The organism is Ruegeria sp. YTSC003 (genome assembly GCF_059609785.1).
Genome location: NZ_JBXWMK010000007.1, coordinates 127261 through 152587, shown reverse-complemented (window position 1 = coordinate 152587; position 25327 = coordinate 127261). Strand labels below are relative to the sequence as shown.

Here is a 25327-nt window from a genome sequence, read left to right as displayed (position 1 = left end):
CACGGAGACCGCCATGAGCAAACGATACGCCAAACTGGGACCCGGCGAGGGCCCCAACTATGACTGGGAAAATGACCACACCTTTGTGAAGGTGTCTGGTCAGGATACAGATGGCGCATACACGCTCATGGAAGACAATCTGAAGGCCAGCTTCGCGCTTGGTCTTCATCGCCATGATACCCACGCCGAGACTTTTTACTTTCTGGAAGGCGCAGTGGATTTCTACGTTGATGGCAACTGGCATCGATGTACTCCGGGCACAACCATGCATGTCCCGCCGGGAGTACCCCACGCGTGTCGCGTCGCCGATGGCACACCCGCCAGAATGCTGATGATCTTTCAACCCTCGGGGTTCGACGGGTTTCTGGCCGAACTGGCGACAATGACCGAGGCTGACTTTGCAGATGAGGCGAAAATGGCCGAACTGAACGCGCGTTACGACATTGTGCCGATGGGACCGGTTCCAGCCCATCCGGAAGACAGGGTCTGAAGATGACCACGCCCACAAAAATGTCTGGTGTTTACCTGACGCGCCACGGCGGCCCCGAAGCGCTGGAATGGCGCGAGGATATTCCGGTTCCAACGCCTGGACCGAGGCAGGTTCTGGTTCGGGTCGCGGCCGCAGGGGTAAACAACACGGACATAAATACACGGGTCGGTTGGTATTCCTCGGACGTGACCGGGGCAACGGACGCCGTTGATCAGGATGTTGATGCCGGAGGCTGGGGAGGCGCGTTGGCGTTTCCGCGCATTCAGGGTGGCGATCTGTGTGGGATAGTCGAATTGGCAGGGCAAGAGACCGGGTTTCAAGCCGGGCAACGGGTGACCTGCCCGATCAACTTGCCGCGCCCACGTCCCGGCAATCCGACTGGCTTTATCGCATTAGGCTCTGAAATCGACGGAGCATTTGCGCAATACTGTCTAGTTCAGGCCGACGACCTGTATGACGTGACGGCCTCACCCCAGTCAGATGTCGAAATCGCCGCCATCCCCTGTGCATTTGGCACGGCCGAGAACCTGTTAACCCGTGCTGGCGTGGCCGCTGGGCATAAGGTGCTGATTACCGGTGCCTCGGGTGGCGTGGGCCTTGCCGCTGTGCAACTGGCGTCTCTACGCGGGGCGACAGTTTGGGGCGTTACGGGTTCAGCCAAAGCCGAGGTGGTCAAAGCGCAGGGGGCCATGGACACCTTTGACCGCAACGCGCCGCTGCCCAAGGACATGTTCGACGTCGTGATCGACGTTGTCGGAGGCCGGGCTTGGCCCGGCCTGATCCTGGCCCTGAAACCCGGCGGTCATTATGCCGTTTCCGGGGCAATCGCAGGACCAATCGTTTCGGCTGACCTGCGTGAGATCTACCTGCGCGACATCACGATTCACGGCTGCACACATCAGGCATTTGAAGTCTTTGGCCGCCTTGTCGAGATGATGAATGCAGGCCGCATCAAGCCTTTGGTTTCCAAGACCTATCCACTAAGAGACATCGCCAAGGCGCAAGAGGACTTCCAGTCCAAGGTGCTGCCGGGAAAACTCGTTCTGATTCCTTAGGAAGGTTGGCAAATGGCAGAAATCACGCTTCTGGATGGCTCGATTGGGCAAGAACTGGTCAAACGCAGTGGGGACAAACCCACTCCGCTGTGGTCGACGCGCGTTATGATCGACCATCCCGAATTGGTGCAAGAGGTCCACGCCGAATATTTCCGCCGTGGCGCGACGGTTGCAACGACCAACACCTACGCGGTCCATCGTTCTCGGCTGGAGCGTCTGGATATGGAGGATCAACTGCCCGACCTGGTCCATGCTGCGGTTGCTCAGGCGAACCGTGCGCGCACGGGCGGTTCCGGGCGCATCGCCGGGGCGCTGGGTCCTTTGCTGGCGTCTTATCGCCCCGATCTGAATCCTGATGTGGAAGACGCCGCCGAAAAGTTTGCCGAGTTGGTTAACCTCATGTCCGATGACGTCGACCTTTTCCTGATCGAAACCGTTTCCTCGGTGCAAGAGGCCGAAGGGGCCCTGCGTGGTACGGCGGAGGCAGGCAAACCGGTTTGGCTGGCGCTTTCTGTGATGGATGATGACGGAACACGGCTGCGATCCGGTGAACCGCTTGCCGATATTGCGCCTCTTGTGGATCGGTTTAACCCTGACGCTGTTCTGATAAACTGTTCGCGCCCCGAGGCCGTCCCCGCCGCGCTGAAGGTCATCGCCACGATGGGGCGGCCATTTGGGGCCTATGCAAATGGGTTCACCGGGATTGCACAGGATTTCCTGAAAGACGCGCCGACTGTCGACGTGTTGACACAGCGCCACGATCTTGGACCCGAGGCTTATGCCGATCATGCGATGGAATGGGTAGCACAGGGGGCAACAATAGTTGGCGGATGCTGCGAAGTCGGGCCGGACCACATTGAGGTCCTTGCCGATCGATTGCGGTCCGCCGGGCACCGGATTGTCTGAAAGGAAAGTGATGCCATCGCCGTCGAACATCCCGGCTTCTAACGCGCAGCGACATTTCGACATCGTTGTCGCACCGGGCTATGTGCTGCTGGAACTGGCGTCATTGGTTGAGGTGCTGCGGCTGGCCAACCGCGTATGCCCGAGCCCGCCATTCACCTATGCCTATCGCTCTCTGAGGGGTGGCCCGGTCGCCAGCAGCAGCGAGGCGACGATCCAGACTGAGCGCATTCCGTCGCAGCCCAACGCGGACTATTTGTTCGTCATCGGAAATTCCGACCCCGATCATCCTGATCTATCGCTGGGGCGTGTTGTGTCGGATTATACTTTCCGCGGTGCACAGGTCTTTTTGTTGTCCGAAGCTGCAAGCCGGTATATCGACGAGCAGGGGACCGAGGATATGTCGACCCACTGGGAAAACGCGTCCTTCCTGCGTGAACGTCGCGCCCGGTTCGAGGCCAAACTGTCGATTGCAACAGAACAGGGCGCCGTGGTGACCTGCGCCGGGATGGAGGCCACTACCGATGTCGCGCTGGCTGTGATCGGGCGTCATGTTTCCGGGCCAACAAGAATGACCGTGGCCGACATCATGCTGCACGAAAACATTCGGGATTTCTCGTCTCTCCAGCCATTTTCCGGATCAAAGACCACCGCTACAGGTGACGCCAAACTGGACCAGTGCATCAAGGTGATGCAGGCCAATATCGAAGAGCCGCTGCCGATTAACGAAATCGTCGAAGCGCTAAAGCTTTCGAACCGATCGCTGGAACGGAAGTTCAAGAACTATTTCGGAACCACACCAAACGGCTTTTACCGCGAAATGCGGCTGGCCAAGGCCAATAACCTGCTGCTGAACACAACGATGAGTGTTCGCGAAATTGGTCTTGCCTGCGGGTTTCCCAACGGTTTCTCGTCAGTCTACAAAAGCTTTTTCGGCGTAACCCCCTTTGTGCTGAGACGTGAAAAACGGCAAGTCAAACAACGTTGATTTTTGCAAATGGTCTGACGTTTTTCGTGCATTCTGTGTCGCTCTTCCGTGTCATTTTGGGTGGAAACTCATAAAGCGGAATCATGAGAATGGCTGATCTTCCAAACAAGGCCCGTGTTGTCATTATCGGTGGTGGTGTCATCGGATGTTCGGTGGCGTATCACCTGACCAAGAAAGGCTGGAAAGACGTTGTCCTGCTGGAGCGTAAGCAGCTGACCAGCGGCACGACCTGGCATGCGGCGGGTCTGATCGCCCAGCTGCGCGCAACGGCGAACATGACAAAGCTGGCGAAGTACAGCCAGGAACTCTATGGTTCGCTCGAAGAAGAAACCGGTGTGGCCACAGGCTTTAAACGCTGTGGATCAATCACTGTTGCGCTAACCGAAGAGCGCAAAGAAGAGATCTACCGTCAGGCGGCCATGGCGCGCGCTTTCGGCGTCGAGGTCGAAGAAATCGAGAATGAACGTGTTCAGGAGCTGTATCCCCACATCAACCTCGAAGGCGTGAAGGGTGCTGTTTACTTACCGCTGGACGGTCAGGGTGACCCGGCCAACATCGCCTTGGCATTGGCCAAGGGCGCCCGTCAGCGTGGCGGTATCGTCAAGGAACGCGTGAAGGTCACCGACATCGTCAAACAAGACCGCAAGGTGAGCGGTGTTGACTGGGTCGCAGATGACGGCAGCGCATCTGGTCATATCGAATGCGACATGGTGGTGAACTGTGCCGGTATGTGGGGGCATGAGGTCGGCAAGATGGCTGGCGTCAATGTTCCGTTGCACGCTTGCGAACACTTCTACATCGTTACCGAAAATATCGACGGTTTAACTCAGTTGCCGGTTCTGCGCGTTCCCGATGAATGCGCGTATTACAAAGAGGACGCAGGCAAAATCCTGTTGGGTGCATTTGAACCGAATGCCAAGCCCTGGGCGATGGACGGTATTCCTGACACCTTTGAATTCGACCAGCTGCCCGAGGATTTCGACCATTTCGAACCGATTCTCGAAGCCGCGTGTGAACGTATGCCGATGCTGGCCGAGGCCGGTATCCATACCTTCTTCAACGGGCCCGAATCGTTTACCCCTGATGACGCCTATCATCTGGGTCTGGCACCCGAGATGGACAACGTCTGGGTCGCAGCGGGCTTCAACTCGATCGGCATCCAGTCCGCCGGTGGCGCTGGCATGGCGCTGGCCGAATGGATGGACAGCGGTGAAAAGCCTTTCGATCTGGGCGACGTGGACATCAGCCGGATGCAGCCGTTCCAGGGCAATAAGCAGTACCTTTTCGAGCGCTCGAAAGAGACGTTAGGCTTGCTCTACGCCGACCATTATCCCTATCGCCAAAAGGCCACCGCACGTGGCGTGCGCCGGACGCCGTTCCACCATCACCTGCTGGAACAGGGCGCGGTCATGGGCGAGTTGGCGGGTTGGGAACGTGCCAACTGGTTCGCGAACGAGGGGCAGGAGCGCGAGTACCAGTACAGCTGGAAACGCCAGAACTGGTTCGAGAACTCGGCTGCCGAGCATAAAGCCGTGCGCGAGAATGTCGGCATGTATGACATGTCGTCCTTTGGCAAAATCCGCGTTGACGGCCCGGATGCCGAAGCATTCATGAACTATATCGGTGGCGGCGATTACTCGGTCCCGAATGGCAAGATCGTCTATACTCAGTTCCTTAACCGCGCAGGCGGGATTGAGGCGGACGTGACCGTTACCCGCCTGACCGAGACCGCTTATCTGGTGGTGACCCCGGCAGCGACCCGCTTGGCTGACCAGACCTGGATGCAGCGCCATGCGGGCAACTTCAACGTCGTTGTCACCGATGTTACTGCGGGTGAGGGCGTTCTGGCCATTATGGGTCCAAATGCGCGTACGCTGCTTGAAAAGGTCTCGCCCAACGATTTCACCAACGCGACCAACCCGTTTGGCACCGCGCAGGATATCGAGATCGGCATGGGTCTGGCTCGAGCCCACCGTGTGACCTATGTCGGTGAGCTTGGTTGGGAAATCTATGTCTCGTCCGACATGGCGGGACATGTGTTCGAAACCCTGCACGAGGCCGGACAGGACATGGGGCTAAAACTATGCGGCATGCATATGATGGACAGCGCCCGGATAGAAAAAGGCTTCCGCCACTTCGGCCACGACATCACTTGCGAGGACCACGTCGTCGATGCCGGTCTTGGTTTTGCGGTCAAGGTCGATAAGGGCAGCGATTTCATCGGGCGCGAAGCGGTGATTACGCGTAAGGAAAGCGGACCGCATAACCGCTTGGTTCAGTTCAAGCTGACCGATCCGGAACCGCTGCTGTTCCACAATGAGCCGATCATTCGGGATGGCGAGTATGTGGGATACCTCTCCTCGGGCAACTATGGCCACACGCTGGGCGGTGCGATCGGTCTGGGTTATGTGCCCTGCGAAGGCGAAAAAGCGGCTGACGTTTTGGCTTCGACCTACGAGATCGATGTCTGCGGTGTGAAGGTGAAAGCCGAGGCATCACTCAAGCCGATGTACGATCCAAAATCCGAGCGCGTTAAAGTTTAGCGCCAAGGTTCGACACACGGGGCGCTGCGGCGCCCCGTTTTCTTGGTACATATCAATTTTCTTGATGCGACCGTTCACGGTTTTCGCAGTTTCCAAACCCTCCGGAACAGCCGTATAGACAAACGGTATCACCCGGAGATCCATGATGGCGGACGTCGCAACATCACCCCACAATGAGGACACGCCAAAAGGATTGGCTCTGGCGGCGACCGCCTACGTTCTATGGGGTTTCCTGCCGCTGTACATGAAAGCTCTGGCGCATATCGGGCCGGTCGAGATCGTGGCGCATCGGATTGTATGGTCGGTGCCTGTGGCCGGGCTGTTGCTGGTGGCGCTAGGGCGAACCGGGGATTTGAAGGCTGCCTTACAAAACCCGAAGATGCTGGGCATGGCCTGTCTAACAGCGGCTTTGATCTCGGTGAATTGGGCCATTTACGTCTGGGCGATTGCCAGCGGTAACGCATTGGACGCAGCGTTGGGCTATTACATCAACCCGCTGTTCAGCATTGCGCTAGGGGCGATCCTGTTACGTGAGCCTTTGAATCGTACGCAATTGGCGGCAGTGGGGTTAGCTGCTTTGGGTGTGCTGGTATTGATCGTCGAAGCGGGTCGGCTGCCGTGGGCCGCGCTGGCCCTGACGGTCAGTTGGGGGTTTTATGCTTTCTTCAAACGCTCGCTGCCCATCGGCCCCAATCAGGGCTTTCTGCTAGAGGTTCTGATCCTGCTGATCCCAGCCTTGGTCTACATCACCTGGTTGGGGGCAAAAGGAACCGGCCACTTTGGCGCAGCCGCTGGGGACACCATGCTGCTGGCCTGTGCCGGCATTGTCACCGCTGTTCCGCTGCTGGTCTATGCCAACGGGGCCAAATTGGTGCGGTTGTCCACAATGGGAATCCTGCAGTACATCGCGCCGACGATGATCTTTATCACTGCGATTACCGTGTTCGGGGAACAGATCGATCGGGGCCGGATGATCGCCTTCCCACTGATCTGGGCGGCTTTGGTGATCTATACGATCCCGATGATTCGTCAGATGCGGGGTCAGCGCTGATGCAATAAGTCGGCCGCGGCCTCTGCCCACAAGCGATAGGCTTTGGGGCTTGGGTGATATCCGTCCGGAGCAGCCAGCGCCGGGTCATCCGGAAACTCCAATGACAGGTGCCGGGCTTGCGGGAATGTCGCAGCGGCCTTTTGCAAACCCCGATCCAGCCGGGCCGCCTGTCGCCCCAGTGCCCAGGCCAGCGGTTGGGGCAGGGCCGGAAAACGGTTCATTTGTGGCACGGCGGTAACCACGACACGTCGAACACCCAGATTGCTCGTCAGATGATCCAGAAGCTGGGTCTGCAAACCCGTGAACTTTTGCCGGGATACTCCACGCGTGACGTCGTTTACACCCAAGGCAGTCACGGCGGCGTCATAGCTGCCTTCAAGGCGGTTCAATCGTTCCAGCGTATCCTGTGTTGTGTGACCCGTCGTCGCTTCCAGCCGCCACTCCACGCTGTAATGGCGGGCCAACCGCGCCACGAGAAACCCCGATAGTGCCTGTTGCTGTCGCCCAGCCCCCACACCCGCGGCCGAGCTGTCACCAGCGATGAGCAGCCGCAATCGGGGGCCGCGCCCTTCGCGCCCTTGGCGCGGGCCGGACGGTTCGGGCAGCAGCTGAGCGTTACGACGCACGGAAATCGCCTGTGCTGCCAGAACCGGCAACAGCGGGACGCGCAATATCTGATCGGCGGCAATCGGGGCAGTCATGGTTAGCTGAGCGCGTTTTTGTATTCGAGGAAGCGGGCGTCCGTCATAACCCGAGCCATCATCGCCTCGCGCAGGGCACCGATGGTCTTGTAAGGGCGCATGACGACCTCGAATTCCTGTATCAAACCCTCATCGTTCAACGTGATCAGATCGACGCCGACCGCGTCCAGATCCCCGACCTTGCATTGAAACTCCAGCGCCCAATCCTTGCCTTCACCCATAATCCGGCGATAGCGGAAGTCGGAAAACACCTGTCCCACGTGACCCAGAACAGCCGCCACCGGTTCGCGTCCGGTCCAGGTGCTGTAGTAAGTTGGCGGGGAAAACCGTACGTCTTCGGCCAGCAATTCGTGGATCAGGGTTTCATCGCCCTTGGCGACAACGTCTTGCATGCGCGCGATTGTGGGGTGCATGGGTTCTCCTCCGCTTTGGGTCCGAGATTTGCTGAACCGTTTCGTTCAGGCAAGCCCGACGTTGCGGGAACCAAATCCGTGCGTTAGGCAGGCGCGCATGAGCGAGACCTATGATCCCCCGAATACGCCGTTGGATGTGCTGCATGAGGATGCGCAGCTTATCGTGGTCAACAAGCCCTCGGGTCTGCTGTCCGTGCCTGGGAGGGGAGAGCATCTAGCCGATTGCCTGCTGACCCGCGTGCAGGCGGCATTTCCGCAAGCTTTGCTGGTGCATCGGTTGGATCGGGATACGTCGGGTGTCATGGTGTTTGCCCAGTCACCGCACGCACAGCGGCATCTGAGCATGCAGTTTGAAAAACGCCAGACCCGCAAGACCTATGTTGCGCGTGTTTGGGGGCGCATCGAGCAAAAGTCCGGAACCGTCGATCTGCCGTTGATCGTGGATTGGCCCAACCGCCCTCGCCAGATGGTCTGTCACGAGACTGGCAAACCCGCCGTCACTGATTGGCGGTTTGTAAAACACGAGGGTGAGACGACGCGCGTCCGATTGTTCCCCAAAACAGGTAGGTCTCATCAGCTACGCGTTCATATGCAAGCGCTGGGCCACCCGATTCTGGGCGATCCGTTCTACGCCGACGGACCTGCGCTCGAATTCCCGCGTCTGATGCTGCATTCTGAGGAACTGCGCCTAAAAAGCCCCGAGGGCGGAGTTTCAATGAAATTCCGCGCCCCGGCTGATTTCTGACCTCAGGCCGTGCTTGTCCACAGCATCTTGAGGTTGCCCAACGAGAACCGCTTGGTCCGATTGCGCGGTGCGCAGGGCTGACGGGCAGCCATAATTTCACGTTCGATCTCGAACGCGCGCAAAGTGTGATCCTGCGCCCAGCGGTCCAGTTTCAATGTCATCATCACGTGATTGTCGAGGTATGGCATGGTCGACCTCCTTTGGTTTGTTTCCCAAAGATCGCAGATCACTCCTGACACCACCCTGTCAGTGGGGTGTGCTAGGATGTCAGCAGACCGCCCGGAGAACCTTATGCGCCGCTCAACCCGCCTTTTTGAAATCATCCAGATCCTGCGTTCGGCCGAAATGCCTGTGACGGCGGAGGCACTGGCAGAAAAGCTGGAAGTGTCAGCGCGTACCGTCTATCGCGATATCGCCGCTTTGCAGGCACAGCGAACCCCGATCGAGGGTGAAGCCGGCGTGGGATACTTGATGCGGCGGGGATATGACCTGCCACCGTTGAATTTCGACGCTGAAGAGGTCGAGGCGCTGTGGGTCGGGTTGTCGATGCTGGCGCGCACCGGGGATAGCACCCTGCAACAAGCTGCGGACCGTGTTTGCCGCAAGATCGACGCTTTGCGCGCGCCTGCAGATTGGCTGCAAGTCGCCCCATGGGGTGCACCGATGGATGATCCGGCCAAGGGGTGCGTGCCTGTCGTAAACTATCGCGAGGCTATCCGCTCTGAACGCAAAATTCGCATCACCTATGTGAATGCCGAAGGTGAGCGAACCGAGCGGATCGTCAGGCCCGTCGCCCTTATCTACCACATTGAATGCACGATGTTGGCGGCGTGGTGTGAGCTGAGGAATGGGTTTCGCCATTTTCGTACGGATCGCATTTGGGCCTGCGACGTTACAGACGATCATTTCTGCGGGCAGGGGGAGCCTCTGCGAGCGATCTGGCAAGACCAGAACCAATTGGATCCTGTTGAACGGCGGTAATTTGCCGACTTCACCCGATTGTTGCTTGAGCCTAAGATAAGGTAACGCGATATACTGCGCCAAACAAAGCGGGTTCGGTGAACGGGCCCCAGAGCAGAAGGTGATTACATGACGATTTCCAAGAGTGTTCTTGCCGCAGGGCTGTGTTCGGCCATGTTTTTGGGGGCCTGTACGGACCCTGGCACATTGAACCTGCCCTCGGACCCGAACCAGAACGCCAAGCAGGGTGCACTCCTTGGCGGTCTGATCGGCGCAGGTGTCGGCGCGATTGCCAATGGATCTGATCCGCTTTTGGGGGCCGTAGCAGGCGGAGCAATCGGTGCAGCAGGAGGCGGCCTGATAGGCAACCAACTAGACAAACAAGCAGCAGAACTGCGTCAGCAACTGGCCAATCAGGGCATCATCGTTACCAACGCGGGCGACCGACTGATTGTGACCGTCCCGAATGATATCACCTTTGACACCGACAGCGCGACCGTGCGCCCGGCACTGCGGGCCGATCTGGTCCGGGTGGGGCAGAATCTGGTGAATTACCCCAACTCGAACGTGCAGGTCATCGGCAATACCGATAGCGACGGCGACGCTGCGTATAATCAGGGCCTGTCCGAACGCCGGGCGCGCTCTGTCGCCGATATTCTTCAAGCCAATGGTGTAAGTGGTGCACGCATCTCGACCATCGGCCAGGGCGAAAACCGCCCGATTGCCTCTAACCTGACGCCCGAGGGGAAGGCCCAGAACCGCCGGGTCGACATCGAGATCATTCCGAACGGAAACACATAATGATATGGGCACTTTCGGGTGCCCATTTTTCGCACATTGACTGCGCGTCATCCGGTCTTTGGTGCGCGCGAAAGTTACGCTAGCTATTGGGCAACACCAAAGCGGAGTTTCCCAATGTCTGAACCCATCCTTCTGAGCCTGTCCGGCTCATTGCGCCAAAGCGCGACCAACCGCAAACTGCTGCGCGAAGCGGCCCGGTTGTTCGAGCCGGGAACGCATATCGAAGCTGATCTGAACCTGCCGCTTTATGATGGTGATCTTGAAGATGGCGAGGGCATCCCCGAAGCCGTACAAACCCTTTCCGATCAGATCGCCCAAGCCCATGCCGTGATCATTTCGACCCCGGAATACAACAAAGGCCCGTCGGGTGTTCTGAAAAACGCTTTGGACTGGGTCAGCCGAACAGATGACCGCCCCTGGGCCGACAAACCGGTTGCCGTGATGTCCGCCGCCGCAGGGCGTGCGGGTGGTGAGCGGGCGCAGATGGTTCTGCGCGGCTATATGGTTCCCTTCCAACCGCGCATCCTGCAGGGGCCAGAGATTCATCTCGCCAGCAGTTCGAACGAGTTTGACGAGCACGGCAAATTGCTGAGCGACCGTTACGAAAGTTCTCTGCGGACACTCATGCAGAAACTGCGTGCTGAGGCTGGGTTCTAAGATCGAGAGGCTGCTTGCCGGGTCTGGTCGGTCTGCATAGTCTGCCGCCATGACTGACGAAATACTGACCGATGTGATGGACCCGGCCCGCGCCTCTGCGCTATTGGTAGCGCTTGGATCCAACGACAGGGTCGCAGCAGGCGATCAACTGCCGCTGTTCTTTCACCAGCTGTATTTTTGGTCGCCTCAGCCGCCTGCCAATTTGGGGCGGGACGGGCATCCAAAGGTTGGGGACGGTCTGATTCCCGATATGGGCTTGCAACGTCGGATGTGGGCCGGGGGACGGTTGCAGTTTCACGCGCCGCTGGTCGCGGGCTCAAAAGCCGTGCGCCGGTCTGTTCTTGAAAGTGAGGCGGCAAAAAACGGACGGACGGGACCGCTGGGGTTTGTTACACTGCGACACGAGATTTCTCAGGACGGTCAATTGTGTCTGAGCGAATGGCAGGATCTGGTTTATCGACCAGACCCTTCGAGTTCCGACATAAAGCCCAAGCCACCTATGGCCCGTACCGATGAAACCGACAGGCGAGACGTCACCTTCGACAGCACATTGCTGTTTCGATACTCGGCGCTGACCTTCAATGGGCACCGTATCCATTACGATCTGGACTACGCGCGGGATGTCGAAGGGTATGACGGTCTGGTCGTTCATGGCCCGCTGCTGGCACAACTATTGATGCTGTTTGCTGAGGATCTGGCAGGTCCATTGGCTCAGTTCTCCTTTCGCGCGTCATCGCCGCTGATGCACTTTGAGACGGCAACCTTGTGCCGGTATGGCCAGGCGATGTGGGTGCGCGGACCCGATGGGCGGCAATGCATGTCCGCCGAGTTTGTCCCGCGATCAGAGTGATGCTTCGGGTCTGAAGTCACCCGGGATCGCATCCCGGTCCTCAAGAACCAGATCCGCCATGACCTCGGCCACTTTCGGGGCCATGCCAAAGCCGATTTTGAAGCCACCATTGGCGATGAACTGCCCTTCGTACAGCGGGTGCGCGCCCAGCATTGGTGCGCGGCTTTTGCTGCGCGGCCGTACACCCGCCCATCGTTCGATGACCTCTGCGCCATGCAGGACGGGAACGGCCCGCATCGCCCGGTCCAGAACGTCATCCAGAGCTGCATCCGTGCTGGTCGGGTCGTCATAGCCACGCTCCGAGGTCGAACCGATTGCCAACGTCCCGTCCGCATGCGGTATGAAGTGGATTGTGTCCGCAAACAGTTGTGGAACCTCTCCCGCATCAAACCGCAGAAGTGCGGCTTGACCCTTGACGCCGTTGCCAACGGTTTTGCCAAAAGCCTCGCTCAGTTCCTGCAGTCCGGCAAGCCCGGTGGCATGGACAACCTGTCCGCGATCTGGTGCGTCGGCTACGACCTCGACGCCAATCACAGCCAATGCCGCAACCAAGGCCGCACAGGCCCGGCGCGGATGCATGCGAGCGCTCAGCGTATCATGGATGACAAAACCGGTAGGACTGGGCGGACACCATGTACCGACCGCGGCTGTTTCGACGACCCACCATTCAGCGCGACCCTGCCACAGTTCCGCTGCTGTGATGGCGCGGGCATGGGCAAGTTCCAGCGTTCGGGTGTCGATGATAGGTTGCAACCGTCCCAGCCGCGCATATCCGGGTGAGACGCCGCCTGTGGCCTCGACCTGTTTCCAGAATGGTTCGGCCATGATCAGGCTGTCGAACTGAAACGCCTTCTTGGCATTCCAGTTTTCAGGCACATGCGGTGCCAGTGCGCCAACCAGGCCACCGCTGGAACCAGCGCCGGGGCCAAAGGGATCGACGATCTGCACCTTTGCGCCGCGCCGGGCACAGATCCAGGCGATAGACAGGCCGAAAATCCCTGCACCGCGCACCGTCACATCGACCATTGCCATTCCCCTTTACCTTGTTCAGTGTCGCGCCGCTTAGCTACAGGATTCCCCGATGGCAGACCAGCGCGCCGAACTGACATGGACTGAGGATCAGATCCCGGTCTCGGATCGTTTCGACGATCCGTATTACTCGTTGCAGAACGGGCTGGAAGAGACGCGGCATGTGTTTCTGGCGGGTAATGAGCTGCCTGCGCGGTTCGCATCTGGTTTCCACATTGCTGAATTGGGCTTTGGCACCGGCTTGAACATGCTGACTGTCTGGTCAGAGTGGGAGAATTCCGGCCAGACGACGCCCCTGTCCTTTACCAGTTTTGAGGCCTATCCGATGGCACCCGTGGACATGTTCCGAGCGCTGGCAGCCTTTCCTGAACTTGCGCCTTGGTCTGACCGGTTCCTTGCGCAATGGGAGGGAGGCACATGTGATTTGGGCACCCTGCGGCTTGAGGTTGTTGAAGGCGATGCACGTCAAACCCTGCAAGAATGGGAAGGTGCCGCCGATGCGTGGTTCTTGGATGGGTTCTCTCCGGCTAAAAACCCCGAATTATGGGGCGCAGACCTGATGCAGCAGGTCGCCGACCACACGGCCACTGGTGGGACGGCGGCGACGTATACAGCCGCCGGGTTCGTGCGACGGGGGCTTGAGGATGCCGGTTTCATAGTTACACGCGCACCCGGTTATGGCCGCAAGCGCCACATGACCTGCGCTGTCAAATAATGACGCAACAGAACAATACGCGCGCCGGGATTGCGTTGATGATCGGGGCGACCATCGTCTTTGCACTGCAGGACGGTATCTCGCGCCATCTGGCAGGAACCTACAACACCTACATGGTAGTGATGATCCGGTATTGGTTCTTTGCGGCCTTTGTCATCGCTTTGGCCGCACGTGCGCCCGGCGGATTGAAAGCCACCACCCAGACAAGCCAACTTAAGCTGCAAATATTTCGTGGCCTGCTGTTGGCGGCCGAGATCTGCGTCGCTGTGTTCAGTTTCACTGTTCTGGGCCTGATTGACGCGATGGCCGTATTCATCTGCTACCCGTTGTTGATCGCTGCTCTCAGCGGGCCGGTATTGGGCGAACAGTTCGGCTGGCGACGCTGGGCCGCAATCGGCGTTGGGTGCATCGGTGTTCTGATCATCCTGCAGCCCGGTGTAGGGGTCTTTAACCCTTGGGCCATTGTACCGCTGATCTCGGCTTTCATGTTTGCAGTCTATGGTTTGCTGACCCGTTACGTATCCCGCCGGGACAATTCCGCCACCAGCTTTTTCTGGACAGGCGTCAGCGGTGCCGTCGCCATGACGCTCGTGGGAATGTGGTTCTGGGAGCCGATGGCCCAGACGGACTGGGCCTGGATGGCGCTGCTATGCGTGAGCGGCGTTCTGGGGCATTGGTTGCTGATCAAATGCTATGAGATGGCCGAGGCCAGCGCGGTGCAGCCCTTCGCCTATTTCCACCTGGTCTGGAGCGCGATCCTGGGAATCTCGGTCTTTGGTGAAACGCTGCGCCCCGAAGTGGTCATAGGCGCAGCGCTGGTTGTCGCCGCCGGGCTGTTCACCCTATGGCGCGAAAGACGCCAGCGTTGACCCGACCAGTTCCTGCGAGAACGGGATCGGCAAGGCAGGTTGGCCAAGACGGGCGCGATAGACCGGCAGGCTTTCCGACACACGCATCACGTAGTTGCGGGTCTCGCTGAACGGGATCGTCTCAATCCAGTCGACCACGTCGATCTCACCTGCGCGCGGGTCGCCATAGCGATCCATCCACGACATCGGCCGACGTGGACCTGCGTTGTATCCTGCAGCCATCATCACAACGTTTCCGTTGAAATCAGCGGCCAGACCGGACAGGTAATTGGCACCCAGCTTGGCGTTGTATTGCCAGTCCGAAGTCAGCTTGATCGTCTTGTGGCCGCTTAGGATACCCAATTCCTTGGCAACAAGCTTTGCCGTGGCCGGCATGACCTGCATCAGCCCGCGCGCGCCGGCTCCACTGATCACAACGGGGTCAAACTCACTTTCCCGACGGGCAATGGCCAGCGTCATTTCCTTAGCCATGGGCAAACCCATGTCGGCCACCGGATGCACCGGGTAATAGGCGGCTGGCAAAACCAGGCCGACTGTTGCAGCGCGTTTGGCGATCATCACGGCCAGATGCGGCTGCTTTAACTCGATCACCAAATCGCCCAACTGATTGGCCTGAACCGGGTCCAACCCTTCAACCAGATGGGTCAGGAACCGTTCAGACAGGGTGTCTTCGTCAGCCTTCAGCAGCAGTAGCCCGGCTTCCAGTACGCTTGAATTGGAGAACTCAGCTTGCTTCCAGTGTGGCGCCCGGCGGGGGGTGGCCAACTCACTATCGAAAGGACGCCCGATCTGTTCCGCCGCCAGCAAGCCGTAGAAAGAGGATTGATAATCTGCACCCATTGCATAGGCGTCATAGGCTTTTTCGGCGTCACCATGGGCCGCATAGGCACGACCCAACCAATACCCGGCGCGTCCTTTCGAGATCGGCGATTTCACCGCGTCCGAGAAGTTCTGGAAATGCCGGATCGCGGTCGCAGGATCATTCAGCTTCCGCAAGGCCAGAAACCCGGAAAGCCACTCCAGATCCGCATAGCCATAGCCCATTTCTGGCGTCATGTGGTGATTGGCAGCAATCTGATAAGCGCGGTTCTGGTCCCCATTTCGCATCTCAAGTCGGGCCAACCGACGGCGGCCTTCGGCCCATTTGTCAGGTTCCCCCAACGCATCAGGGCCGGAAGAACGCGCCAGCATCAAGTCAATCGCGCTGTCGTCCAACTCTTTCTTGTCACGCCAGACGAACCTGTCAAAAGCCAAGCCCGGTGAATCACCCAGCGATTTCGGAACTGCCGCCACCTTGCCGTCGACGCCGGGTTGCCGTTTCTGAAGGCCGATCCGCGCCTCAGCCAGTTTACGCTGATCAGCGCTGACCAGCGGCAGCATCTGACCTGCGCTGACAAGGTGGTTGTCCCATAGCATCCGGTCCAGACGGGCGGCGTGATGGGGTTTCAGCAGCTTGCCAAAATTCTCAAGATAGTCTTTTTGCAGACCCGAGCCCATTGGCATCGTCCGCCAGGCCGCGACGATATCGGCTTCAGCATCTCCCTGACGCCCCTTTGCCTTCAATGCGACTGCATAGTTCAATGCACCCTCTGCGGTTTGCGGCGGCTGTTCGGCATAGAATTTAAGAACGCGGTCTGGATCGGCGCCAGTAAAGGCGGGCTCACTTTTGCGCCGCAACCAAGCCAGACCAGGCCAGTCTGGACGACGATCCAAGAACACCAGAACGTCACCCGAACTGCCAAACCCTTCGCGAAGCCAGTGCCAGACGATGATGTCCCGAGACACTGAACCCCGCGCACCAGAAACACGCAGGGCTTCATTCCAGTCCCCCTTGCGCATTTCATTCATACCGGCCCGCAGATCACCGGCGGCGTCGGCCCGCACTTGTGTGCCCGAAATCAGAATTACGACCGTCAAAAACGCCAGAAAGCGTGTCATCCCTTGCATTTCCCAACCAACCAAGGATACAGCCGTTCAGGATAAAGCTTGCGCCGTCGGGTTCAACTCAAGAAAGACAGATTTCTGGCAAACCGAGGCGTAAAAATTACAAACTGCACCTAAGGAGCGTGTCATGTTCAAAGGCTCTATGCCAGCCCTCGTCACACCGTTTAGCAACGGCGAGTTGGACCTGAAGACGCTCAAACACTTGGTGGAATGGCAGATTCAGGAAGGCTCCACCGGGTTGGTTCCCGTTGGCACCACCGGCGAAAGCCCCACCCTGAGCCACGAAGAGCATGAAACGGTTGTCGACGAGGTTGTCAAAGCCTCGGCTGGTCGTGTTCCTGTGATCGCAGGTGCTGGGTCAAACAACACTGTCGAGGCCATCCGGTTTGTGCGATTCGCGCAGAAAGTAGGCGCCGATGCAGCTCTGGTCGTGACGCCATATTACAACAAGCCCACGCAAAAGGGTCTGCTGATGCATTTTCGCGCGCTGCATGATTGCGCGGATATTCCGATCATCATCTACAACATTCCCGGCCGTTCGATCATCGACATGACCCCTGAAACCATGGGTGAGTTGGCGAAACTGCCGCGCATCGTCGGTGTAAAGGACGCGACCGGCGATCTGGCACGTGTCAGCCAGCAGCGTGCCTCCTGCGGCCCGGACTTCTGTCAGTTGTCTGGCGAGGACGCGACTGCGCTAGGGTTCAACGCGCATGGCGGTGTGGGCTGTATCTCGGTCACCGCGAACGTCGCGCCCAAACTGTGTGCCGAATTCCAGCAGGCGACGCTGAACGGCGATTACACCAAGGCGTTAGAGTATCAGGACCGCCTGATGCCCCTGCACGAAGCGATCTTTATCGAGCCCGGCCTCGTGGGTGCCAAATACGCGCTCAGCAAATTGGGTCTGTGCAGCGAGGAAGTCCGCTCGCCCCTATCCGGGCTGGAAAGCAGCACCAAATCCGCGATAGACGCGGCGCTTCAGCACGCAGGTCTCATCTAGAACGAATTCAAAAGTGAAAAAAGGCGGCCTCGAACTTCGAGCGCCGCCTTTTTTTGTTCCGGATCCAGGCTTCATCTGGACCAAAATATCCCGGGGGAGTCGCGGCTTGTCGCGACGGGGGGCAGAGCCCCTATCGTTTTCCGTAATACAGTCCGACGACATGCTCGGCCTGTGCGAAGAACAACCAGCGTGACGTCGCTACACCGGCCAGATGGGAGAGCACTGCCAGCAGCGCGAAGAAATGGCCGAATGGCAACAGCAGCAGGACAACCGGTAGGACAAACGCCAACACAAACGAGATGATGCGCAGCTTTTCGGCATGTTTGCGGCCAACGACGTGAACGAATTCACGCAGCAAATAGTTGGTGCCGGTATGAGGAGGCTCGAATGCACGCACGGTGCCGCGATCGCCCAATCCTGTTGCGGTGCCCAGATTTGTGCCGGACTCCTCCAGAGCTTTGTCGCCCTTTTTCCAGTACAGGATCTGCACCAAAGCAGCGATCAGCAATAGCGGCAGCGCAACACGTGCCTGTCCGGCCAGCAGGGCACCGCCTGCCAGGCTGAAGCTGAGGAACATGGCCGGAGTCAGGTTCATATTCCAGCGGGGAATGGTTTTGAGCTGCGTGTAGATCATCGACGTGGTGAATACGGTCAGTAGCGAAAACAGCGCACCGATCCAGCCAAGAAGGCTCCAGCGCTGGCCTAGGAAGATCACGCCAATCGCATAAAGCCCCATGACGATCAGAGCGATGACCGCGCACCAGCCTTCGCGGCTGAGCCAGCTGGTCTTCCATTGCGTAAACGCCTTCCAGGCCCGCTCGGGGTGGCCAAGGTGAAAGGTGGACGCCATCAACCCGCCAACGGACAGGGCGTAGGCGATCGCGAAAAAGACAAAAGCGACCCAGCCAGAGACGTCAGGCAGACCAAGCCCCAGAAAGAGCAACAGTCCAAAGCCAAGGCCCGACAGTGTCGTGAAGATGATAACGGAAGGTGCTGGATGCATCAGAGCTTCTCCAAAGTCTTGTCGAGCCAGCCAAGGAACCCTTTGGGTTCTTCAGCGACCGGGGCCAGCAGCGGGGCCAGGATGTCGATCTGATCTTCGACATTATCCTTGGGCCGGGGCGGCAGGTATTTGTTGACGGGCTTGGTGCCCATTTCCGGCATCAGGTCCATGCCACCGCGTTCGGCGACCAGTTTGCTGACATCGCTGTCCGCATCGCCCAGATCACCGAAGTGGCGCGCGCCTGCGGGGCAGGTGCGTACGCAGGATGGGACTCGGTCCACTTCCGGCAGGTTCTCGTTATAGATCCGGTCAACGCAGAGGGTGCATTTCTTCATCACACCTTCGGCTTGATCCAGTTCACGTGCGCCGTAGGGGCAGGACCAAGCGCACAGGCCGCAACCGATGCAGTCGCTTTCATTGACTAAAACGATGCCATCCTCGACCCGCTTGTAGCTGGCCCCTGTGGGGCAAACGGTGACGCAAGGTGCGTCCTCGCAGTGCAGGCAGGATTTGGGGAAGTGGATCAGCTGGGCATGACCTTCCGCAGGCTGCACCTCGTAAGAGTGCACCCGGTTCAGGAACGTGCCGGACGGGTTGGCGCCGTACGCGTCCTGATCGGATAGCGGCGCGCCGTAGTTTTCCGTGTTCCAGCCTTTGCATGAGATGACGCAGGCGTGGCAGCCAACGCAGGTGTCCAGGTCGATGACCAGACCCATCTTGCGGTCGGTGGATGTGGGGAGCTGGGTCATGACTACCTTGCCTCCGCTTTTGTGGTGATGGCGGGCTGGGGCGCTGCCCCAGACCCGGGGATATTTTTAGCCAGATGAAGCAGGGATCGGATCATTTGCCTACCTTCCACGCCAAATCTTTCGGTCCAGTTCCGACCGGAGATTCAATCGGTGGGAATTCCGGTTGGCTTTCCGCATCCGTTGGTGGGTCAGCTTTTTCGATCTTCACTTTCAGGTCGAACCATGCGGCCTGACCGGTGATCGGGTCAGAGTTCGCCCACCGCAGACCATCGCCCTTGGGCGGCAGCAGCTCGTGAATCAGGTGGTTCAGCAAGAAGCCCTTGGTGGCTTCTGGTGCGTCGTCCTGCAAAGCCCAGGCACCTTTGCGTTTGCCAATCGCGTTCCAGGTCCAGACGGTGTTTTCGTTCAGCGCCGCCATTTCCATGACCGGTACCGTGATTTCGCCATGCGGCGAGGTCACCTTGGCCCAATCACCGTCGCTCAGGCCATTCTCGCGCATCAGCTTGGTCGGAACATAAAGTGGGTTACGCCCGTGCAACTGGCGCAGCCATGCGTTCTGGGTTCCCCAGCTGTGATACATTGCCATGGGGCGCTGGGTCAGAGCGTTGACAGTGAAGCCTTCGTTGCCGGTCTGGTCGGTTTCGTACCAGATGGGCATCGGGTCCAATGTCTCTTTGATGCGTTCCCGTAGGTGTTCCGGGGGCTGACGTTCGCCATGGCCTTCGGCGGCAAGCTGGAACTTGCGCATCGGCTCGGAATAGAGCTGGAACAGGTATGGCTGTGGGCTGTCATAAATGCCCATGCCGACCGCCCAATCCTGATAAGCAGTGTTCCATGGTTTGTAGTAATCCGCGCCTTCGGGGATATGGGCCACGTAGAAGCCGCCGTTTTCGATATAGCGGTTCAGCTGGTCAGGGTTGACCTCGCCGCGGCCTTCCTTGTCGCCGTTTTCACCACGGAAACCGGCAAGCGGGCCGATGCCGGGCTTGCGCTCGTGGTTGACGATATAGTCGGCGTAATCTGTCCATTTGGCGCTGCCGTCTTCGTTGGTGAAGCCCGGCAGGCCCATGCGGTTGGCCAGTTCGACCAGCGCTGATTGGAAACCTTTGACATCCCGGTCGGGCTCAATCACCGGCCAGCGAATTGCGTCGGCTGCGGCATCCGCTTCGCAGATCGGGCGATCAAGCAGCGAGATACAGTCATGCCGTTCCAGATACGTGGTATCCGGCAGGATCAGGTCGGCATAGGCCACCATCTCCGACGAATAAGCGTCGGAATAGATGATATGCGGGATTACGTAATCGCCGTTTTCATCTTTGTCCGTCAGCATTTCCATGACACCTTTGGTGTTCATGGATGAGTTCCAGGACATGTTGGCCATGTACATGAACAGCGTGTCGATCTTGTAGGGATCGCCCGCATGTGCGTTCGAGATCACCATATGCATCAGCCCGTGGCTGGACATCGGGTTGTCCCACGTAAATGCCTTGTCGATCCGCGCCGGGCTGCCGTCTGCCTTCAGCGCCAGATCCTCTGGCCCTTGAACAAAGCCCAGATGCGGGCCGTCCAGCGGCGTGTTCGGGGTCACCTTGCAGTGCGGTCTCGGGTGCGCCTCGACCGGTTTGGGATAGGGCGGTTTGAAGCGGAAGCCGCCGGGGACTTCGACTGTGCCAAGGATGATCTGCAACACGTGCAGTGCGCGGCAGGTCTGGAAACCGTTGGCATGAGCCGAGACACCGCGCATCGAGTGCATTGCAACCGGGCGACCGATCATCTTGGTGTGTTTTTCGCCGCGGAAATCAGTCCATTCGCGCTCCAACTCGAACGCCTCGTCAAAGGCAACGCGGGCCAACTCGCCCGCGATGGCGCGGATACGGGTGGCGGGGATGCCACACTGCTCGGCGATGTTCTCGGGCGCGTATTCGTCGCTGAGGTAGCGTTCGGCCATCAGATGGAACACGGGCCGGTGGGTGACGCCATCCTTCTCAAAGGTCGCCGACAGGTCGGGGCGGACCCCCGGTTTGTCAAACGCCGTCAGTTCGCCCGTGTTGCGATCAACAACCAGCGGTTTGCCGTTCTCATCGCGCAGGAACAGACCTTTTGTGGGGCCTTCGGACGCGTCGACCAGAACCGGCGCGTTGGTGTAACGGCTGAGATAGTCCAGATCGATCTTGCCGGCCTTCATCAGCACGTGGATCATCGACAGGATGAACAACCCATCAGTACCAGGAGTGATCCCGACCCAATCGTCAGCAACCGCGTTATAGCCCGAGCGGATCGGGTTGACGCCGATCACCCGTGCGCCACGGGCTTTGATCTTGCCGATGCCCATCTTGATCGGGTTGCTGTCGTGGTCTTCGGCAACACCGAACAGCATGAACAGCTTGGTGTGATCCCAGTCGGGCTGGCCGAATTCCCAGAATGCTCCACCCATCGTGTAGATGCCGCCTGCGGCCATATTGACCGAGCAAAAACCACCATGGGCCGCATAGTTGCAGGTGCCAAAGTTTTGCGCCCAGAAGCTGGTGAAGCTCTGGCTCTGGTCCCGGCCGGTGAAAAACGCCAATTTTTCGGGGTTATCCTCGCGGATCGGCTTGAGCCAGCCAACGGCGATGTCCAGCGCCTCGTCCCAGCTGATCTCTTCGAACTTGCCCGAGCCACGCGGCCCGACGCGTTTCAGTGGGGCGCGCAAGCGGGACGGGGCATTGACCTGCATGATCCCTGCCGAGCCCTTGGCGCACAGGACGCCCTTGTTAACCGGGTGATCGCGGTTGCCTTCGATATAGGCAACCTTGCCGTCCTTCATGTGTACGTTGATGCCGCAGCGGCAGGCGCACATGTAGCACGTTGTTTTTCTGACCTCGTCAGAGACCTTGGGAGAGGTATTAATGATTGGCTGGTTCATTTCTGGTCCCTGTGGCTTTTGATCCGATTATTCTCATGAGCAGAGATCAATCGAAACAGTATTTCGCTTTAGCCGGATTTACGAGGCGTCTGTCCGGGTTTTGGATGTTTCTGCTTGCACGGCCGTAACCGCGATCATGTGCAGAACGTCCTCGGCGGAGCATCCGCGTGAAAGGTCGTTGGCCGGTTTCGCCAGTCCCTGAAGGACCGGGCCGATTGCTTCGGCACCCCCAATACGTTGCGCGATCTTGTAGCCAAGGTTGCCTGCGTCGAGGTTCGGGAACACAAAGACATTTGCCTCGCCGCGCAGGGGCGAATCCTTGGCTTTCTTTGCAGCCACCTCGGGGACGAATGCGGCGTCAAACTGCAGCTCGCCGTCGATCAACAGATCGGGGTCAGCCGATTTTGCAATCTGCGTGGCTTCGCTGACCTTCGTGACTTTCGGATGATTGGCGCTGCCGCCGGTGGAAAAGGACAGCATCGCAACGCGGGGTGTCTCATGCGTCAGCGCCTTGAAAGACGCGGCAGATGCCCGGGCGATTTCGGCCAATTCCTGTTCGTTCGGATCAACAACCAGGCCGCAATCGGCAAAGATGTGCGCTCCGCGGACCGTGTGGTGATCGCGGCAGTAGAGCATCAGGAAAAAGCTGGAAACCATGGCCGCGTCGGGGGCTTTGCCGATGATCTGCAAAGCGGCGCGCACTGTGGCCGACGTGGTCTCAACAGCTCCGCCGACAGTTCCGTCGGCATTACCGGTATGAACCAGCATCGCGGCATAGTTCAGGCGGCGTTTGATTTCGTCAGCGGCCTTTTCAGGCGTCATGCCCTTGTGCTTGCGCCGCTCGAAAAGCTCAGCTGCAAACGCTTCGGCAAGGGGAGAGTCCGATGGATCGTGGATTTCGATGCCGTCGACATCCTGACCAGCCTGTTCGGCCAGCAGGGCAGTTACTTTGGCTTTGTCACCAACCAGAATGATGCGCGCGACACCTTCCTTGCGGGCCTTCAAAGCACCTTCAACAACACGTGGATCATCGCCCTCAGCGAGGGCGATGATCTTGTCGGAGCTGCTAGCAGCTCCGAGAATTGTGCGTAGTGGCTTCACGCGATTATGCCCCGGCCGACGTATTCATGTCAGCCGCGTCGATACCGGCAACACGGACCGGCTTTTTCATGGCGTCGCGACGGAAGGGATCGCCCAGTTCCTGGTTGATCATGGCTTCGATCAGAGTGGTGATGCCATTTTTCTGGTCGATGATCGCCTGGTTCAGGGCCGCGGTCAGCTCGTCCTGAGTGCGTGCAACGACGCCTTTCAGACCACATGCGGTTGCGATACCGGCATAAGAGACCTGTTGGTCCAGTTCGGTGCCAACGAAGTTGTCGTCGAACCACAGGGTCGAGTTACGCTTTTCAGCGCCCCACTGGTAGTTGCGGAAAACGATCTGGGTCACGGCGGGCCATTCTTCGCGGCCAATCGCGGTCAGTTCGTTCACAGCGATACCAAATGCGCCGTCACCCGAGAAACCGACAACCGGAACGTCCGGGCAACCAATTTTCGCGCCAACAACGGCAGGCAGGCCGTAACCACAGGGGCCAAACAGACCAGGTGCCAGGTACTTGCGGCCTTCTTCGAAGGACGGGTACGCGTTACCGATGGCGCAGTTGTTGCCGATATCGGACGAGATGATTGCCTCGGTCGGCAGCGCCGCTTGAATTGCGCGCCATGCCATGCGGGGGCTCATCCAGTCTGGCTTAGCGGCACGTGCACGCTCGTTCCAGGTGGTGCCCGGATCGTCGTTCTCGTGGGTCAGCGAGCTCAGTTCTTGCGCCCAAGCCGATTTGGTTGTGGCGATCAGGTTCTTGCGGTCTTCGCGACCTGCTTCACCGGCGTTGTCGCCCAGACGTTCCAGCAGACCTTCGGCCACTTTCTTGGCGTCGCCGACGATGCCAACGGTCACGTCTTTGGTCAGGCCGATACGATCAGGGTTCAGGTCAACCTGAATGATCTTGGCATCGGTCGGCCAGTAGTTGATGCCGTAACCAGGCAAGGTCGAGAACGGGTTCAGACGAGTGCCCAGAGCCAGAACAACGTCCGCTTTGGCGATCAGCTCCATACCGGCTTTCGAGCCGTTATAGCCCAGCGGACCGGCAAACAGCGGGTGCGAGCCGGGGAAGGCGTCGTTGTGCTGATAGCCAACGCAGACCGGTGCGGTCAGACGTTCGGCCAATTCGGCTGACGCAGGGATCGCGCCGGACAGAACAACACCAGCACCGTTCAGGATGACCGGGAATTTGGCGTCGGACAACAGGGCTGCGGCTTCGTCCAGTGCTTCGTTGCCGCCAGCAGTCGCGGCGAATTCGACGATCTTGGGCAGCTCGATGTCGATGACCTGAGTCCACATGTCGCGCGGGATGTTCATCTGAGCAGGTGCCGAGGCACGCTTGGCTTGCAGGATGACGCGGTTCAGAACTTCGGCGACACGGCTGGGGTCACGCAGTTCTTCCTGGTAGGCAACACAGTCCGCAAACATGCGCATCTGTTCCATTTCCTGGAAGCCACCCTGACCGATGGTCTTGTTGGCAGCCTGCGGAGTGATCAGCAGAACAGGGGTGTGGTTCCAGTATGCGGTTTTGACGGCGGTGACGAAGTTGGTGATGCCGGGGCCGTTCTGCGCGATCATCATCGACATCTTGCCGGTGGCACGGGTGTAGCCGTCCGCCATCATGCCGCCGGAACCTTCGTGGGCGCAGTCCCAGAAATTGATGCCTGCAGCCGGGAAGATATCCGAGATCGGCATCATCGCCGAGCCGATGATACCGAACGCATGTTCGATACCGTGCATTTGCAGAACCTTAACAAAGGCCTCTTCAGTGGTCATTTTCATCTGAGTGTTCTCCGCACAATTGAAGAAAGGTTCGGGCACAGCACCCGCCTTTGATACGGTTTTGGCGCAAGGGGC

The 25327-nt window shown here is 58.9% G+C and carries 24 protein-coding genes; 14 read left to right on the top strand and 10 right to left on the bottom strand.

Going from position 1 to position 25327, the window contains the following annotated elements:
- Positions 1-13 precede the first annotated feature (13 nt).
- From AC2FFH_RS14530 to rarD, 6 genes are all read left to right on the top strand, one after another.
- Complete coding sequence (locus AC2FFH_RS14530; RefSeq protein ID WP_496768517.1) at positions 14-490, top strand: cupin domain-containing protein; 477 nt, start codon at positions 14-16, stop codon at positions 488-490.
- A gap of 2 nt (positions 491-492) precedes the next feature.
- Positions 493-1545, top strand: coding sequence for a zinc-binding dehydrogenase (locus tag AC2FFH_RS14525; protein WP_496768515.1), 1053 nt, complete (start codon positions 493-495; stop codon positions 1543-1545).
- Positions 1546-1557: 12 nt separating this feature from the next.
- Positions 1558-2451, top strand: coding sequence for a homocysteine S-methyltransferase family protein (locus tag AC2FFH_RS14520; RefSeq protein ID WP_496768513.1), 894 nt, complete (start codon positions 1558-1560; stop codon positions 2449-2451).
- A 10-nt stretch (positions 2452-2461) separates the two neighbouring features.
- Entirely contained in the window at positions 2462-3436 is a 975-nt protein-coding gene (locus AC2FFH_RS14515) for a GlxA family transcriptional regulator (protein ID WP_496844708.1), read from the top strand.
- Between the two features lie 89 nt (positions 3437-3525).
- The gene (locus AC2FFH_RS14510) at positions 3526-5979 is read left to right on the top strand and encodes a GcvT family protein (protein WP_496768509.1); all 2454 of its coding nucleotides are present in this window, start codon (positions 3526-3528) and stop codon (positions 5977-5979) included.
- Positions 5980-6124: 145 nt separating this feature from the next.
- Entirely contained in the window at positions 6125-7030 is a 906-nt protein-coding gene (rarD, locus tag AC2FFH_RS14505; RefSeq protein WP_496844650.1) for an EamA family transporter RarD, read from the top strand.
- Here the strand turns inward: rarD and AC2FFH_RS14500 are convergent.
- A complete protein-coding gene (locus AC2FFH_RS14500; RefSeq protein ID WP_496768505.1) occupies positions 7021-7731 on the bottom strand; it encodes an SGNH/GDSL hydrolase family protein in 711 nt (236 codons plus the stop codon). The genes rarD and AC2FFH_RS14500 overlap by 10 nt on opposite strands.
- 2 nt (positions 7732-7733) lie before the next feature.
- A complete protein-coding gene (locus AC2FFH_RS14495; RefSeq protein ID WP_058279776.1) occupies positions 7734-8144 on the bottom strand; it encodes a nuclear transport factor 2 family protein in 411 nt (136 codons plus the stop codon).
- 97 nt (positions 8145-8241) lie between these two features.
- Between AC2FFH_RS14495 and AC2FFH_RS14490 the strand changes: the two genes are divergently transcribed.
- Positions 8242-8889: an RluA family pseudouridine synthase gene (locus AC2FFH_RS14490; RefSeq protein WP_496768502.1), complete on the top strand. Its 648-nt coding sequence runs from the start codon at positions 8242-8244 to the stop codon at positions 8887-8889.
- A gap of 2 nt (positions 8890-8891) precedes the next feature.
- On the opposite strand, the gene AC2FFH_RS14485 is transcribed toward AC2FFH_RS14490, so the two are convergent.
- Positions 8892-9077: a hypothetical protein gene (locus tag AC2FFH_RS14485; RefSeq protein ID WP_496844648.1), complete on the bottom strand. Its 186-nt coding sequence runs from the start codon at positions 9075-9077 to the stop codon at positions 8892-8894.
- Between the two features lie 103 nt (positions 9078-9180).
- On the opposite strand from AC2FFH_RS14485, the gene AC2FFH_RS14480 reads away from it, so the two are divergent.
- The 4 genes from AC2FFH_RS14480 (at position 9181) to AC2FFH_RS14465 (ending at position 12157) form a co-directional block, all read left to right on the top strand.
- On the top strand, positions 9181-9870 hold the full coding sequence (locus AC2FFH_RS14480; protein ID WP_282152998.1) for a helix-turn-helix transcriptional regulator: 690 nt from the start codon (positions 9181-9183) through the stop codon (positions 9868-9870).
- A 108-nt stretch (positions 9871-9978) separates the two neighbouring features.
- Complete coding sequence (locus tag AC2FFH_RS14475; protein ID WP_058272535.1) at positions 9979-10650, top strand: YiaD family glycine zipper/OmpA-like lipoprotein; 672 nt, start codon at positions 9979-9981, stop codon at positions 10648-10650.
- Positions 10651-10764: 114 nt separating this feature from the next.
- Positions 10765-11307, top strand: coding sequence for an NADPH-dependent FMN reductase (locus tag AC2FFH_RS14470; RefSeq protein WP_496768498.1), 543 nt, complete (start codon positions 10765-10767; stop codon positions 11305-11307).
- 49 nt (positions 11308-11356) lie between these two features.
- Positions 11357-12157: an HTD2 family dehydratase gene (locus tag AC2FFH_RS14465; RefSeq protein WP_496844646.1), complete on the top strand. Its 801-nt coding sequence runs from the start codon at positions 11357-11359 to the stop codon at positions 12155-12157.
- Here the strand turns inward: AC2FFH_RS14465 and AC2FFH_RS14460 are convergent.
- Positions 12149-13189 (bottom strand): NAD(P)/FAD-dependent oxidoreductase, encoded by a 1041-nt coding sequence (locus AC2FFH_RS14460; RefSeq protein ID WP_496768495.1) that lies wholly within the window; start codon positions 13187-13189, stop codon positions 12149-12151. The two genes, AC2FFH_RS14465 and AC2FFH_RS14460, sit on opposite strands and share 9 nt — an antisense overlap.
- Positions 13190-13238: 49 nt before the next feature.
- On the opposite strand from AC2FFH_RS14460, the gene mnmC2 reads away from it, so the two are divergent.
- The gene (gene mnmC2 / locus AC2FFH_RS14455; RefSeq protein ID WP_496844645.1) at positions 13239-13901 is read left to right on the top strand and encodes a tRNA (5-methylaminomethyl-2-thiouridine)(34)-methyltransferase MnmC2; all 663 of its coding nucleotides are present in this window, start codon (positions 13239-13241) and stop codon (positions 13899-13901) included.
- Positions 13901-14770, top strand: a complete 870-nt coding sequence (locus AC2FFH_RS14450; protein WP_496768491.1) for a DMT family transporter — start codon at positions 13901-13903, stop codon at positions 14768-14770. The genes mnmC2 and AC2FFH_RS14450 overlap by 1 nt, the downstream gene beginning before the upstream one ends.
- Here the strand turns inward: AC2FFH_RS14450 and AC2FFH_RS14445 are convergent.
- Positions 14744-16708, bottom strand: a complete 1965-nt coding sequence (locus AC2FFH_RS14445; protein WP_496782802.1) for a lytic transglycosylase domain-containing protein — start codon at positions 16706-16708, stop codon at positions 14744-14746. The two genes, AC2FFH_RS14450 and AC2FFH_RS14445, sit on opposite strands and share 27 nt — an antisense overlap.
- A gap of 133 nt (positions 16709-16841) precedes the next feature.
- Between AC2FFH_RS14445 and dapA the strand changes: the two genes are divergently transcribed.
- Positions 16842-17714 carry a 4-hydroxy-tetrahydrodipicolinate synthase gene (dapA, locus tag AC2FFH_RS14440; RefSeq protein WP_496782800.1) on the top strand — a complete coding sequence of 291 codons (873 nt, stop codon included), beginning with the start codon at positions 16842-16844 and terminating at the stop codon, positions 17712-17714.
- Positions 17715-17844: 130 nt separating this feature from the next.
- Here dapA and AC2FFH_RS14435 read toward each other — a convergent pair whose 3' ends face one another.
- The 5 genes from AC2FFH_RS14435 to xsc form a co-directional block, all read right to left on the bottom strand.
- A complete protein-coding gene (locus AC2FFH_RS14435) occupies positions 17845-18717 on the bottom strand; it encodes a dimethyl sulfoxide reductase anchor subunit family protein (protein WP_496782798.1) in 873 nt (290 codons plus the stop codon).
- Positions 18717-19466 carry a 4Fe-4S dicluster domain-containing protein gene (locus AC2FFH_RS14430; RefSeq protein ID WP_058279787.1) on the bottom strand — a complete coding sequence of 250 codons (750 nt, stop codon included), beginning with the start codon at positions 19464-19466 and terminating at the stop codon, positions 18717-18719. Before AC2FFH_RS14430 ends, AC2FFH_RS14435 begins: the two co-directional genes overlap by 1 nt.
- 91 nt (positions 19467-19557) lie before the next feature.
- Positions 19558-22371: a molybdopterin oxidoreductase family protein gene (locus tag AC2FFH_RS14425; protein WP_496844644.1), complete on the bottom strand. Its 2814-nt coding sequence runs from the start codon at positions 22369-22371 to the stop codon at positions 19558-19560.
- A gap of 78 nt (positions 22372-22449) precedes the next feature.
- Positions 22450-23472: a phosphate acetyltransferase gene (pta, locus tag AC2FFH_RS14420; RefSeq protein WP_496844643.1), complete on the bottom strand. Its 1023-nt coding sequence runs from the start codon at positions 23470-23472 to the stop codon at positions 22450-22452.
- A gap of 4 nt (positions 23473-23476) precedes the next feature.
- A complete protein-coding gene (gene xsc / locus AC2FFH_RS14415) occupies positions 23477-25252 on the bottom strand; it encodes a sulfoacetaldehyde acetyltransferase (RefSeq protein WP_496768485.1) in 1776 nt (591 codons plus the stop codon).
- Positions 25253-25327: the final 75 nt, after the last annotated feature.

Coding starts and splice junctions, on each gene's coding strand:
- AC2FFH_RS14520 (WP_496768513.1), top strand. CDS start 1,558: ATGGCAGAAATCACGCTTCTGGATGGCTCGATTGGGCAAGAACTGGTC.
- xsc (WP_496768485.1), bottom strand. CDS start 25,252: ATGAAAATGACCACTGAAGAGGCCTTTGTTAAGGTTCTGCAAATGCAC.
- AC2FFH_RS14515 (WP_496844708.1), top strand. CDS start 2,462: ATGCCATCGCCGTCGAACATCCCGGCTTCTAACGCGCAGCGACATTTC.
- AC2FFH_RS14430 (WP_058279787.1), bottom strand. CDS start 19,466: ATGACCCAGCTCCCCACATCCACCGACCGCAAGATGGGTCTGGTCATC.
- AC2FFH_RS14460 (WP_496768495.1), bottom strand. CDS start 13,189: ATGGCAATGGTCGATGTGACGGTGCGCGGTGCAGGGATTTTCGGCCTG.
- AC2FFH_RS14485 (WP_496844648.1), bottom strand. CDS start 9,077: ATGCCATACCTCGACAATCACGTGATGATGACATTGAAACTGGACCGC.
- AC2FFH_RS14475 (WP_058272535.1), top strand. CDS start 9,979: ATGACGATTTCCAAGAGTGTTCTTGCCGCAGGGCTGTGTTCGGCCATG.
- dapA (WP_496782800.1), top strand. CDS start 16,842: ATGTTCAAAGGCTCTATGCCAGCCCTCGTCACACCGTTTAGCAACGGC.
- AC2FFH_RS14500 (WP_496768505.1), bottom strand. CDS start 7,731: ATGACTGCCCCGATTGCCGCCGATCAGATATTGCGCGTCCCGCTGTTG.
- AC2FFH_RS14435 (WP_496782798.1), bottom strand. CDS start 18,717: ATGCATCCAGCACCTTCCGTTATCATCTTCACGACACTGTCGGGCCTT.
- AC2FFH_RS14530 (WP_496768517.1), top strand. CDS start 14: ATGAGCAAACGATACGCCAAACTGGGACCCGGCGAGGGCCCCAACTAT.
- AC2FFH_RS14495 (WP_058279776.1), bottom strand. CDS start 8,144: ATGCACCCCACAATCGCGCGCATGCAAGACGTTGTCGCCAAGGGCGAT.
- AC2FFH_RS14450 (WP_496768491.1), top strand. CDS start 13,901: ATGACGCAACAGAACAATACGCGCGCCGGGATTGCGTTGATGATCGGG.
- AC2FFH_RS14465 (WP_496844646.1), top strand. CDS start 11,357: ATGACTGACGAAATACTGACCGATGTGATGGACCCGGCCCGCGCCTCT.
- AC2FFH_RS14490 (WP_496768502.1), top strand. CDS start 8,242: ATGAGCGAGACCTATGATCCCCCGAATACGCCGTTGGATGTGCTGCAT.
- AC2FFH_RS14470 (WP_496768498.1), top strand. CDS start 10,765: ATGTCTGAACCCATCCTTCTGAGCCTGTCCGGCTCATTGCGCCAAAGC.
- AC2FFH_RS14510 (WP_496768509.1), top strand. CDS start 3,526: ATGGCTGATCTTCCAAACAAGGCCCGTGTTGTCATTATCGGTGGTGGT.
- AC2FFH_RS14445 (WP_496782802.1), bottom strand. CDS start 16,708: ATGACACGCTTTCTGGCGTTTTTGACGGTCGTAATTCTGATTTCGGGC.
- AC2FFH_RS14480 (WP_282152998.1), top strand. CDS start 9,181: ATGCGCCGCTCAACCCGCCTTTTTGAAATCATCCAGATCCTGCGTTCG.
- AC2FFH_RS14425 (WP_496844644.1), bottom strand. CDS start 22,371: ATGAACCAGCCAATCATTAATACCTCTCCCAAGGTCTCTGACGAGGTC.
- mnmC2 (WP_496844645.1), top strand. CDS start 13,239: ATGGCAGACCAGCGCGCCGAACTGACATGGACTGAGGATCAGATCCCG.
- AC2FFH_RS14525 (WP_496768515.1), top strand. CDS start 493: ATGACCACGCCCACAAAAATGTCTGGTGTTTACCTGACGCGCCACGGC.
- rarD (WP_496844650.1), top strand. CDS start 6,125: ATGGCGGACGTCGCAACATCACCCCACAATGAGGACACGCCAAAAGGA.